Raw genomic sequence first — 11,891 nt, 5'->3', positions numbered from 1 at the left:
TTCGACGCCGTGGAAACGATCAGCGTACCGCCGTGACGGGGACCGGGCAGGGACGATCCGAGGACGGCCCCTGCCACGCTGGCACGCGCCCGTCCAGCGGGTTTTGGGGGTCTCGCTGGCCGGGCCCCCGCTCAGTCGAGTTCGCCGTAGCGGGCCAGGACGGCGGCGCGCAGCTCCTGGTCCGTGCGGGGCACGGGCTCGATGAACACCTCGGCGACGGCCGGGTGCGCGGCGCGCAGCTCGGTGGCCATGCGCACGCAGGCGCGCTCCAGCTCCGCCGCGCCCAGCGCGTCGTCGAAGTCGACGCGGGCGCAGACGAGGACGCGGTCGGTGCCGATGAGCATCGTCTGCAGGTCGACGACGGCCTCGACCTCCCGCGCGGCGGCCAGGGCGGCGCGCAGGGCGTGGACGAGGTCGGGCGCTGCCTGCCTGCCGATGAGCAGGCCCGCGTTGGTGCGCCCGAGCAGGTAGGCCACGAACGCCAGCAGGACGCCGATGGCCACGGACGCGACGCCGTCCCACACCGACGAGCCGGTCAGCTGGTGCATGCCGACGCCCGCGAACGCCAGCAGCAGGCCCGCCAGGGCGGCGCTGTCCTCGTAGAGCACGGTCTTCGACGTGGGGTCCTCGCTCTGTCGCAAGTGGACGAAGAAGGTGCGGTGGGCGGCCGCGGCCTCCCGGCTGACCTGGCGGCGCGCCTGCAGCCACGACACCGACTCCAGGGCGAAGGCGATCGCGAGCACGACGTAGGCCACGTGCGGCGACGTCTGCTCCTCCGGCTCGCCGAAGACCGTCGAGAACCCCTCGTACAGCGCGAACACCGCGCCCGACACGAAGATCGAGACCGCGGCGAGCAGGGACCAGAAGTAGCGCGCCTTGCCGTACCCGAACGGGTGACGACGATCGGCGGGGCGGCCGGAGACCCGCAGCGCGGTCAGCAGCAGGAGTTCGGTCAGCGTGTCGGCCACCGAGTGGCCAGCCTCGGCCAGCATGGCCGCCGATCCGGTGACCAGGCCCGCGATCAGCTTCAACACCGCGATCGCGAGGTTCATGGCGCCCGCCAGCACCACCGTCAGCGTGCTCCCGCTCTTGGCCATGGCCCGATGGTAGTCGACCACAGTGGACAGAGCGGCCGGGCCGACCGCCCGTCCTCGGGTGATGGCACGGACTGGATAGCCGCCGATCGGGTGACAGCGAGTGAACTCCGCCACCTGGGTGGAGGCATATGGTAGGTCTCTGGGTGCACGGGTTCCCGCGCGGGAAGGTGTCCTCGACGTTGAGCACCGACGAGCACAAACCGGAGCGGTCCCAGCTGGGCTGGGTCGCGCTGATGATGCTCGGCGAGATCCTGATGGCCCTGTCCGCCAACTCCCTGACCTCGCTGCGCGCGTGGCTGCAGTTCATCGGCGGGGCCGTGCTGGTGGCCGCAGGCGGCTCGCAGCTGCGCGCGCCTGTGCTGTCGAAGCTGCGCAGATGGGTGAGCGGCCGCTCGCGCAGGCTCTGGACGCGCATGGTCGCCTGGACCGCCGGGGTGGCGGCGGCCGCCGCGGTGGTCTGGATCGGCACCCCACCTGCCGTCGCTTATGGACGGTTCCTCATCTACGGCTGCGAACATCCGATCGAGCTGCGGGTGGCCACCCCGCCGGACGACGTGGAGCTGTACCGGGAGGTAGCCGACGCCTACGAGCGGCACACCGCCGAGGAGTCGCTGGGCTGCCCGACCACGCACGTCGCCGTCTACCCCGTGGCGCCCGAGCGGGCCGTGAAGGGTCTCGGGGTCGGGTGGACCGCCGACTACGTGCGCGAGTACGGGCCCCATCCGGACGTGCTCATCACCACCGCGCCGAGCGACCTGGCCCGGCTGCGGCAGACCCTGGCCGACACCGACCGCCGCCACCCCGTCGTCGACGGCGACCGGGAGATCGGCTGGTCGCCGCTGGTGCTCGGGGTGCCGGTGGGCGCGGTGGACCGGCTGGGCGGCATCGACCCCAACGCCGCCACCTGGCACGACCTGCTGCGGGCCGCGGAGGCGGGCGGGCTGGGCGTCGTGCGGCCCTACCCGACGACCACGGGCATCGGGCTGCTGGCCACCGACGCCCTGCTGAGCACCGCCGACCGAGGGCTGCTGCCCGCCGCGCAGGCACGGGTCCGCGAGCGCTGGGTCGGCCGCTCGGCGGACCGCGACGGGTTCCCGCTGGCGCCGGGCCCGCTCCTGCTGCAGACCCACCGCGCCCGCGACAAGCCGTCCACCGCCCTGATCGTGGCCGAACAGGCGCTCGTCCGGTCGAACGCGCTCACCCGGACCGACGCCCGGGTGACGCTGCCGAACTGCGCGAGCGCCGAGGCTCCCCCCGGCTGCCTGATCGCCTACTACCCGAGCGACACCTTCCGCGTCCGGCACACCTTCGCCGCGATCGGGTGGAACGGCGACTCGCCCGCCGCGCGCGCCGCGCGGGCCTTCGGCGACTGGCTCGGCACCCCGCAGGGCCAGGCGGCGCTGAACGACACCGGGCTGCGCACGAACGACGCCGAGGCGGGCGAACTGCTCAGCAGGCACTACGGCGCGCTCACCGGCCCCCACGTGGCCGCGATGCGCGACGAGCCCGACGCCGCGCGGGAGGCCGCCGTCCGCGCCCTGCACGACAACGCGCAGCGCACCGGGCGGGTCCTGCTCGCGCTGGACACCTCCGAGCGGATGGGCACGCCGGAGGCGGGCGGGCGGACCCGGCTGTCGGCCGCGTCCGGCGGCGTCATGGCGGCGTTGGACCTGCTCGGCCCGGACGACGTGGTCGGGCTGTGGACGTACTCCGGCGACGGGGTGCGCCCGCTCGTCCCGTTCGGGCCGCGCGACGCCGTGGCCGAGGCGGCGGACGAGCGCCTGCCCGACCTGTCCGCCGCCGGGACGACGCCGCTGCACCGGGCCGTCGCCGAGGGCGTCGCGGCGGTCGGGCCCGGCGACGAGCGCCGCATCGGCGCGCTGGTCGTGCTCGCGGGCGGCGACGACACCGCGGGCGGGATGACCGCCGCGCAACTGCTCGACGCCGTCCGCGGCCAGGACGTACGGGTATTCGTGATCGCGATGGGGGAAGCCGCATGCGCATCGACGTTCGCCGCGCTCACCCGCGCCACCGACGGCGCGTGCCTGCACGCCGGTCCGGGCTCGGTCGACCGGGCGCTGACCGATTTGTTCCGGCAGCTGTGGGGGTGAACGGGATGCGGCTCGTCATCGGGTTCGTCATCGGCGTGCTGGTGACCATGGTCGCCACCCAGTACGTCGTGCCCGCGCTCGCGGGCGGCGACGGCGTGGAGGACGGCGAGCTGGTGATCCTCAGCGGCCTCGACCAGAGCGAGGGCGGGCAGCGGCAGGCGCTGGTGGACCAGTGGAACGACATCCGGCCCGCCAACCCCGCCCGGATCGTCGAGCTGCCCGCCAACGCCGACCAGGCGCACAGCGAGATGGTGGCCCACGCGCAGTCCGGCGCCGAGCAGGTCGACATCTACAACCTCGATGTCACCTGGATGGCCGAGTTCGCCGACGCGGGCTTCATCCGGCCGCTGGAGGACGCGGACACGACCGGCTTCCTGGAGAAGCCGCTGCGCACCTGCCGCTACGACGGCAAGCTCTGGGGACTGCCGTTCAACACCGACGCGGGCCTGCTGTACTACCGGCGCGACATCGTGGACGTGCCGCCGGAGACCGCGTCCGAGATGCGCGAGACCATCGAGGAGGCCAAGCCCGACGGCATGCGCGCCGGGCTGACCACGCAGCTGGCCGACTACGAGGGCCTGACGGTCGCGGTGCACGAGGCCGTGTGGGCCGCGGGCGGGGAGGTCGTCGGCGCCGACGGTCGGGTGGCCCTGGACTCCGACGAGGCCCAGGCCGCGCTGCGCAGGCTCGCCGACGACGTGCGCGACGCCGACGTCAACCTCCAGGCGTCCCTGGAATTCGACGAGCTGGCCAGCACGCACGCCTTCGGCGCGGGGCAGGCGCTGTTCATGCGCAACTGGCCCGTCGCCTACCGCACGCTCGGCCACTCGGTCGAGTTCGGCGTCACGCCGCTGCCCGGCGGCAGCGTCCTGGGCGGGCAGAACCTGGCCGTGGCGGCCAAGTCCGAGCGCCCGCGCGCGGCCCAGGAGCTGATCGAGTTCCTGACCGATCCGCGCAGCCAGCAGATCCTCTTCGAGCGCGGCGGGCTGGCCGCGACCCGCGACATCATCTACCTCGACTCGGCCGTGACCTCCCGCTATCCGTACGCGAAGACGCTGGAGACGGCGATCCAGAACGCGCGACTGCGCCCGGTCACCCCGCACTACACCGCGTTCAGCGAGTGCCTGCGCGGCGTCGTCCGCGAGTTGCTGGTGACGGGATCCCTGCCACCGGACGCGGTGGACCGGCTCGCCCGCTGTCTGGAGGGCAGATAGCGGGCGGATGTGCGGAGAGGGCAGGATTCGAACCTGCGCGGGCCGAGGCCCTTCCTGCGAGCAGGAACCCGATAAGCCGCTCCGGGCACCTCTCCCTTTCGCCTTGCTGGAACCCAGTCTGCCGGGGGCCGCTGACCAGGGGCTGATCGACGGCTGACCGCCCCCGGCCGTCATCGGGTATTCACATATCCGACTGATCGGGCTACCCTTGGACTGCTTCTGGGAGCGCTCCCAAACTCCCGCACCGACACAACGAGGTATCGCGAAAGGGACAACGGTGAGGATGCGACGGAAGCTTGCGCTCTTCAGCGCCGCGGCGGCGGTGGCCACCGCCGTCGGGCTGGTCGTGGCGGTCAGCCCGGCATCGGCGCACGGCGCGATGATGGCGCCCGGCGCCAGGTCGTACCTGTGCTGGCAGGACGGCCTGAGCCCGCAGGGCAACATCGTGCCGATCAACCCGGCCTGCAAGGCGGCGGTCGACGCGGGCGGCACGAACGCGCTCTACAACTGGTTCGGGTCGCTCCGCTCGGACGGCGCGGGCCGCACCCGCGGGTTCATCCCCGACGGGAAGCTGTGCAGCGCCAACAACCCGACCTTCGCGGGCTTCGACATCGCCCGCGCCGACTACCCGGTGACCCACCTGACCGCGGGCGCCAACTTCAACTGGCGCTACAGCAACTGGGCCCACCACCCCGGCACCTTCTCCATGTACGTCACGAAGGACAGCTGGAGCCCCACCCGGCCGCTGAGCTGGGCCGACATCGAGGAGCAGCCGTTCCTGCGGGTCACCAACCCGCCGCAGCGGGGCGCCGTGGGCACCAACGACGGGCACTACTACTGGAGCGGCAACCTGCCCACGGGCAAGTCCGGCCGCCACATCATCTACTCGGTGTGGTCGCGCTCGGACAGCACGGAGACCTTCTACAACTGCTCGGACGTCGTCTTCGACGGCGGCAACGGCGAGGTGACCGGCGTCGGCCGCGACGGCGACCCGACCACCCCGCCGAGCAGCACGACCCCGCCGACCACCACCACCCCGCCGCCGACCGGCGGGGCGTGCACCGCGGAGCACAAGGTCACCAACTCCTGGGGCGGCGGCTACCAGGGCGAGGTCGTCGTGCGGGCGGGAGCGTCCACAGTGAACGGCTGGACGGTGAGCTGGACGCTCGCCAGCGGCCAGACGATCAGCCAGGTGTGGAACGGCTCGCTGACCACGAGCGGGTCGACGGTGCAAGTGAAGAACGCGTCCTACAACGGGACCATCGCCGCGGGCGGCTCCACGTCGTTCGGCTTCACCGCGGGCGGGACGAGCGGTGCGGCCACGCTCACCTGTACCAGCCCCTGATCAGGGCTGACCGGTCCGGTCCGGCGGGCGACGCGGTCCGCCGGGCCGGACCCCTGCGTCCGATCGGGTGAGGGGGTTACATCGCGACCCGTCTGTGCCGATATATCCGTTATCGGCTTCTTCAGGTCGGGAGGCGGCCATGAGCCCCATACACGACAACCTCGTCCACTCCTATCTCTACCTGCGCCGGGCGATCGGCCTCATCGGCATGGCCCTGCCGGTGGTCCTGGTCCTCGGGCAGTACCTGATCGACGGGCGGCTGTTGCACTCGATCAGCGGCTACTACTACAGCGACCTGCGTGACGTGTACGTCGGCAGCATGTGCGCGATCGGCGTGTTCCTGTTGTCCTACCGCGGTTACGCACCCGTCGACGACCTCGTGAGCAACATCGCCGCCGTGGCCGCCATCGGGGTCGCGCTGTTCCCGACCGCACCGCCGAGCGGCGCGACCGCGTCCGACGAGGTGTTCGCCGTGCTGCACCTGGCGTTCGCGGGCGTGTTCTTCCTGTCGCTGGCGTACTTCTGCCTGGTGCTGTTCCGCCGCTCCACGGGCGAGGACCCGACGACCGAGCGCAAGGTCAAGCGCAACGGGGTGTACGTGCTCTCCGGCGTGGTGATCCTGGCGTCCCTGGCCCTGATGGTGATCCTCGGCCTGTTCTTCCAGGAGCAGACCGAGGCCCTGCGCCCCGCGCTGTGGCTGGAGTTCGCCGCGACCTTCGCCTTCGGCACCGCCTGGCTCACCAAGGGCGAGCTGATCCTCCCGGACACCGGCGGCGACCGCAGCACGGCGGTGGGGCAACCGGCGGTCTGATCCACTGTGGACACGCCCTCGGCTTCCCGCCGAGGGCGTTGTCATGTCGAAGGCGTTGGGCTGCGCTGGAAACGGAGGTGTTCGGCTCCGCCGCTATCCGGCCTTCGCCCGGCGGGTCTCCGCCACCCAGGCCGCGATCTGGGTGCGATTGCTGAAGCCCAGCTTGGAGCGGATGTGCTCGACGTGGGTGTCCGCCGTGCGGGGGGCGATGACGAGCTGGGTGGCGATCTCGCGGTTCGTCAGGCCCTGGGCCACCAGCTCGGCGATCTGCATCTCGCGGGCGGTCAGCGGGTTGGGCATGGGCTCCGGCTCGGGCTCCTCCTCGGTGGATTCGCCGAGGGCGTAGGCGAGGGCGTCGTCGATGGACAGCGCCGTGCCCGCGATGAACTCCTCGGCAGCGGCCTGCGGGCCGATCTCCCCGGTGACGACCCCGATGTCGCGCTGCATCGGCTCGACGAAGGCCACGTAGTTGGCCGGGGACGCGCCCAGCGCCTGCCACAGCGTGCTCGCCGCGCCCAGCAGGCGGGCCGCCCGGACCGGCTCGCGCTGGTGGGTGGCGCAGCCTGCCAGCACGGTGAACGTGAACGCCATGACCACGCGGTCGTCGACCGTGCGCTGCAGGCGCAACACGTCCAGCCCGGCCTGGCGGGCCACCTCCATGTCGCCGTGCAGGTACTCCGCCGCGCTGCGCGACCACAGGGCCCACGAGCGCCAGAACACCTCGCCTCGGTCGGTGTAGCGGACGATGGCGTCGTCCAGCACCTCCCGGCCGCGCGCCAGGTCGCCGATGCGGCCGATCGCCAGGCCGTAGTTGAACGTCGCCCACAGCTCGCCCGCCTCGTCGCCGAGCACGCGGAAGCGGTCGGCGGCCTGCGCGAACTGCTCCGCGGCCAGCTCGCTCTCGTCGCCCATGAGCGCGGCGTACGCGCGGATGTGCAGGGCGTAGGCCTGGGCGCTCTCGTCGCCGCGGACGTCGGCCAGCTTGGCGGCGTCGTCCAAGGCGGACTCGTAGGCGGGGCGGTCGCCCTGGATCAGCGCGAGGAAGCCGTAGAACACCAGCGCGTGCGCGCGGGCGGGCGCGTCGGCCGCCGCCATGTCCAGCAGCGCGCTCGCCCACAGCCGCGCCTCGGTGTTGTGCCCGCTGAGCAGCCAGTACTCCCGCAGGTCCACGAAGATCCGCAGACCGATGGCGGCCTCGTCGGGATCGGTGGTGCAGCAGTCCAGGGCGGCGCGCAGGTTCGCGTGCTCGGCGATGAACAGGCCCAGCCACGCCGTCTGGTCGTGGCCGAAGGACTCCTCGGCGAAGCGCGCGGTGAGCCTGCGGTACCAGTCGCGGTGGCGCAGCCGCTGACGGGTGAGGTGGCCGCTGGCGCGCAGCCGGTCCTCGCCGTACTGGCGCACCGTCTCCAGCATCCGGTACCTGGCGACGCCGTCGTGCTCCTCGCGCAGCAGGATCGACTTGTCCAGCAACGCGTCGAGCAGGTCGAGCACGGCGCCGCGGTCGAGGCCGCCGCCGGAGCAGACGTGCTCGGCGGCGTCGAGGTCGAAGGAGCCGGTGAACACCGCCGCGCGCGCCCAGAGCAGCCGTTCCTGCTCGTCGCACAGCTCGTAGCTCCAGTCGATGAGCGCGCGCAGCGTCTCGTGTCTGCTCGGCGCGCCCCTGCTGCCCCGGGTGAGCAGGGTGAAGCGCTTGTCGAGGCGGTCGGCGAGCTGACGCACCGACAGCGAGCGCAGCCGGACGGCGGCCAGCTCGATGGCCAGCGGCAGCCCGTCGAGCGCCTTGCACAGCCGGATGACGTCGCGCGCGTTGTCCTCATCGATCTCGAACGACGGCACCACCGCCGTCGCCCGCTCGGTGAACAGCTGCACCGCGTCGTAGGACGCCAGGGCGGCGGCGTTCTCGCCGGGCTCGGGCACCGCCAGCGGCGACACCGGCACCACGCGTTCGGCGGCGACGCCGAGCGACTGGCGGCTCGTGGCCAGCACGACCAGGTGCGGGCACTCGGCCAGCAGCGCGTCCACGAACACCGCGCACGCCTCGACGATGTGCTCGCAGTTGTCCAGCACCAGCAGCAGCCGCTGGTCGCGGAACTGGTCGACGATGCGGTCCAGCGGCGCCTTGGTGGAGCGGTCGCCCATGCCGAGGCGTTCGGCGACGGTGCTGGCCAGCAGCCGTTCCTCGCGCAGGTCGGCCAGACCGACGAACACGACGCGCTCGCCGAAGGACGCGCGCGCCGAATCGGCAACGCGCACTGCCAACCGGGTCTTCCCGACACCGCCCGGCCCGGTGAGGGTGATCAGCGGTCCGGCCCCGAGCAGGCGCTTGACCTCGGCGATCTCCTGTCGTCTGCCGACATAGGTCGTCGCCTCGGCAGGCAGCGGCCCCGCCCCGGACCGCCGCACCCCAGCACCTGACACTCGCGCACCACCCGCCCGTCCGTCGGACAAGCATTCTGACGGATGGGCCATAGGTTCGCGCAATCACTCTCCCAAGGGGAGGGATAACACCTCTATATAGGAGCGGCGGCCCACAGGGTTAGGCCGCCGCTCCATACCGGTGGTCAGGAAGCGCTCGCGGCGCCGATCTCGGTGTCCGTACCCTCCCCGGGCTGCTTGAGGACGGCCGCCCGCACGGCGAGCTCGAGCTCGAACCGGCCGCGCGGGTCGGCGAGCTGGTCGCCGAAGAGCTCTTCGAGGCGGTGGATGCGGTAGCGCACGGTCTGCGGGTGCACGCCCATCCTGGCCGCCATCTCGGTGACCCTGCCCTGGCTGGCCAGCCACTCGTGCAGGGTGCGCAGCATGCGGTCCTGCCTGCGCGCGGTCAGATCGCGCAGCGGGGCCAGCCGCCGCTCGGCGAGTTCGGCGATGAGGTACTCGTCGGCGAACAGCGCCAGCGTGAGCCGGTGCTCCGCGCAGTCGACCACGCCGCCGTCGGCGGGGATCAGCTCGCGCGCGGCCAGGTCCAGCGCCCGGGTGGCCACCCGCAGCGACGAGCGCACCTCCGACAGGGCGGCCGACGGGCCGATCGCCGCGGTCCAGCCGGGCAGCGCCGTGCGCAGGGTGACGGCGAGGCCGCGGACGTCGACGGTGTCGGCGACCAGCAGGCAGGGTTCGGCGCTCTCGGTGTCGACCAGGTGCTCGCGCAGCAGGTCGGCGGGAACGCCCTGGTCGCCGGTGGCCGGGCGGCGCAGGGCCACCACGCGCAGCGCGGCGGGCAGCGCCCAGCCCGCCTCGCGGGCGGCCTCGGTGAGCTGCCCCGGCGCGGGCGCCGGGTCGGCCATGATCAGCCGGACGAGCCTGCGCCGGGCCGCCGCGCCCGAGACCGGCCGCGCCTGGGTCGCGCCGGTCAGGCCGGACAGCTCGCCGAGGTAGGCGAAGATGACCTCCGCGCCGCGGGCGACCGCGGCGGCCGGGATGCGCCGGGTGCGCGCGTAGTGCGACGCGTGCCGCCACGCCACCTGGCCACCGATGCGGTAGGCCCAGACCAGCAGGTCGGGGCGGCAGCTCTTGACCAGCTCGCGGCGGCGGGCGCGGAACACCGCCGACCAGTCGTCGCCTGCCAGGCCGCGCGGGTTCGTCATGGTGTCCAGGCAGCACAGGATCGTGGTGCGGATGGTCTCGACGAGCGGGTCGACCACGCTGGCCAGCTCACCGGACTCCTCCGGCATCGCCTGGCCGAGTTCGCCGACCACCTCGCGGCGCAGGCGCTCGGCGAAGGACTGGTCCGGAGTCGGACCGCGGTGCTCCAGGACGGGTGTCGCGCTCATCCTCTGCCTCCGGTCATTGCGGGCGGCTCGGCTTCACCGCCATGGGGCAACCGTGCCGCACCGGTGACGCGGCGCACATCCGTACTTGTACGTACGCACTACCGAGATTGCGACGTATGGCCCAGTACCCGGGTAACACGGAACGGGGCCCCACCGGTGTCCGGTGGGGCCCCGCTCGCTGATCAGGTCACTGCTTGATGGTGAGGTCCATGTCGATCGTGTGGCCGTTGCCCTGGACGAAGGGGCTGATGAAGTCGTTCAGCCCGCCGCAGCCCTGCACGGCCGAGAGGCCGTAGGTGCCCGCGATCTTGCCGCCCTTGAGGACGTCGAAGTTGCCGACGGACTTCAGGCTGATGTCGGACGGGGTGACGGTCTGGCAGGTCGGCTCCTGGCTGATCGGGATGCCGAAGAGGGAGACCTTGGGCAGCTTCACGGTCAGCTTGCCGTTGAACGTGATGGCGCCGGTGGCGACGGTGCCGCTGGCCTGGCCGACCGGCACGAACTCGATGTCGGCCTTGGACTCCAGGAACCCGAAGATCTTGAAGGTGCCGGAGGTCCTGTTCAGCTTCAGGTCACCGGTGTAGACGCCCTTGGCCAGGTCGGCGTTGGCGTCGAAGGTGCCCGACAGCGGGACCGGGCCGGTGAGCATGCCCTTGAGGTTCGACACGCCCTTGAGGTCGTACGACACCCGCACGCCGTTGTTGGGCGGGGTCGTGGTCGTCGTGGGGGGCTGCTGCGTCGTGGTCGTCGTGGTGGTGGTCGTCGGGGGGACCGTCGTGGTCGTGCTGGTCGGCGGGTTGCTGTCGCCGGGCAGGATCTCGATGGTGGCCAGCTCGTTGTTCTGGCCCGGGGCCAGGGTGCAGACCGAGTCGAAGGTGCCCAGGCCGGTCTCCGAGCCGTCCGCGGTGCGCGGGGTCAGGGTCAGCTTGAGGCCGTTGACGGTGATCTTCGCCGGGCCCGCCTTGCTGAAGGTCAGCGGCGGGGTCTGGCCGGTGGCCCGCACGTCGAAGGCGCCGGAGGCGGGGATCGGGGTCTTCTCCACCGTGATCGGCACGTTGACCGGCAGGGTCGCCTCGGGGGCGGCGACCTCGGCCGACGACACCGCGCTGCCCTCGACGGTCTTGGCGCCGACCAGGGTCAGGCCCTGGGTGGCGGTCTCCGGGACCGTCGTGATGGCCTCGATGTCGAACGCGGGGTTCTGCTGCCCGACCTTGGTCGTCTTGGGGATGTCGGTGTTGATGACGACCTTGATCGGCTGGGTGCCGATCAGCGGGAAGGGACAGTTGTAGTTCAGCGTCAGCGAGACCGGGTCTGCCGCACTCGTGCCGGAGCCGAGCGCGATACCGGCGGCGACGAGACCGGCGGCGGCGAAGGCCGCCCCGCCTGCCACCAGCCTCCTGGTCACATTCCGTGAAGTCACGATGATCAGTCCTCAGGTATCAGCGATGATACGAACGCAAACAATCGACGAGTCCGCTCCCGAAAAGGGCCGACCTCGATTTCACGACGGGTTTTCCCGCCCTATCGGATACTGTCCGGACCGACG

At 72.2% G+C, this 11,891-nt stretch carries 8 protein-coding genes and 1 tRNA gene; 4 read left to right on the top strand and 5 right to left on the bottom strand.

The annotated features are described in order from the left end of the window. Positions 1-131 precede the first annotated feature (131 nt). Positions 132-1,097, bottom strand: a complete 966-nt coding sequence (locus Actkin_RS06455) for a cation diffusion facilitator family transporter (RefSeq protein ID WP_258906364.1) — start codon at positions 1,095-1,097, stop codon at positions 132-134. Between the two features lie 128 nt (positions 1,098-1,225). On the opposite strand from Actkin_RS06455, the gene Actkin_RS06450 reads away from it, so the two are divergent. Together Actkin_RS06450 and Actkin_RS06445 are read left to right on the top strand one after the other, a co-directional pair. Beyond that, positions 1,226-3,208 (top strand): vWA domain-containing protein, encoded by a 1,983-nt coding sequence (locus tag Actkin_RS06450; RefSeq protein WP_258906362.1) that lies wholly within the window; start codon positions 1,226-1,228, stop codon positions 3,206-3,208. A gap of 5 nt (positions 3,209-3,213) precedes the next feature. Next, a complete protein-coding gene (locus tag Actkin_RS06445; protein ID WP_258906361.1) occupies positions 3,214-4,422 on the top strand; it encodes an extracellular solute-binding protein in 1,209 nt (402 codons plus the stop codon). A gap of 12 nt (positions 4,423-4,434) precedes the next feature. Here Actkin_RS06445 and Actkin_RS06440 read toward each other — a convergent pair. Continuing rightward, positions 4,435-4,517: transfer RNA gene (locus tag Actkin_RS06440), tRNA-OTHER, on the bottom strand. Between the two features lie 188 nt (positions 4,518-4,705). On the opposite strand from Actkin_RS06440, the gene Actkin_RS06435 reads away from it, so the two are divergent. Then, complete coding sequence (locus tag Actkin_RS06435) at positions 4,706-5,767, top strand: lytic polysaccharide monooxygenase (RefSeq protein ID WP_189212196.1); 1,062 nt, start codon at positions 4,706-4,708, stop codon at positions 5,765-5,767. A 139-nt stretch (positions 5,768-5,906) separates the two neighbouring features. Continuing rightward, positions 5,907-6,578, top strand: coding sequence for a DUF998 domain-containing protein (locus Actkin_RS06430; RefSeq protein WP_189212197.1), 672 nt, complete (start codon positions 5,907-5,909; stop codon positions 6,576-6,578). 93 nt (positions 6,579-6,671) lie between these two features. Here Actkin_RS06430 and Actkin_RS06425 read toward each other — a convergent pair whose 3' ends face one another. The 3 genes from Actkin_RS06425 to Actkin_RS06415 all read right to left on the bottom strand — a co-directional run bounded on the left by Actkin_RS06425 (position 6,672) and on the right by Actkin_RS06415 (position 11,750). Next, on the bottom strand, positions 6,672-8,981 hold the full coding sequence (locus Actkin_RS06425; RefSeq protein WP_258906358.1) for an ATP-binding protein: 2,310 nt from the start codon (positions 8,979-8,981) through the stop codon (positions 6,672-6,674). A 158-nt stretch (positions 8,982-9,139) separates the two neighbouring features. Continuing rightward, entirely contained in the window at positions 9,140-10,345 is a 1,206-nt protein-coding gene (locus Actkin_RS06420) for a PucR family transcriptional regulator (protein ID WP_258906357.1), read from the bottom strand. Positions 10,346-10,532: 187 nt separating this feature from the next. Continuing rightward, positions 10,533-11,750, bottom strand: coding sequence for a DUF6801 domain-containing protein (locus tag Actkin_RS06415; protein WP_189212493.1), 1,218 nt, complete (start codon positions 11,748-11,750; stop codon positions 10,533-10,535). Between the last annotated feature and the right edge of the window lie 141 nt (positions 11,751-11,891).

The organism is Actinokineospora sp. UTMC 2448, from assembly GCF_024760565.1.
Lineage (GTDB): Bacteria > Actinomycetota > Actinomycetes > Mycobacteriales > Pseudonocardiaceae > Actinokineospora > Actinokineospora fastidiosa.
Note: the sequence above shows the minus strand (reverse complement) of the source record. Positions and strands in the feature narration are given on the sequence as shown.

What these genes read in the sequence shown, in the direction of transcription:
- Actkin_RS06455 (WP_258906364.1), bottom strand. Translation starts at nt 1,097, where the DNA reads ATGGCCAAGAGCGGGAGCACGCTGACGGTGGTGCTGGCGGGCGCCATG.
- Actkin_RS06450 (WP_258906362.1), top strand. Translation starts at nt 1,226, where the DNA reads ATGGTAGGTCTCTGGGTGCACGGGTTCCCGCGCGGGAAGGTGTCCTCG.
- Actkin_RS06445 (WP_258906361.1), top strand. Translation starts at nt 3,214, where the DNA reads ATGCGGCTCGTCATCGGGTTCGTCATCGGCGTGCTGGTGACCATGGTC.
- Actkin_RS06435 (WP_189212196.1), top strand. Translation starts at nt 4,706, where the DNA reads ATGCGACGGAAGCTTGCGCTCTTCAGCGCCGCGGCGGCGGTGGCCACC.
- Actkin_RS06430 (WP_189212197.1), top strand. Translation starts at nt 5,907, where the DNA reads ATGAGCCCCATACACGACAACCTCGTCCACTCCTATCTCTACCTGCGC.
- Actkin_RS06420 (WP_258906357.1), bottom strand. Translation starts at nt 10,345, where the DNA reads ATGAGCGCGACACCCGTCCTGGAGCACCGCGGTCCGACTCCGGACCAG.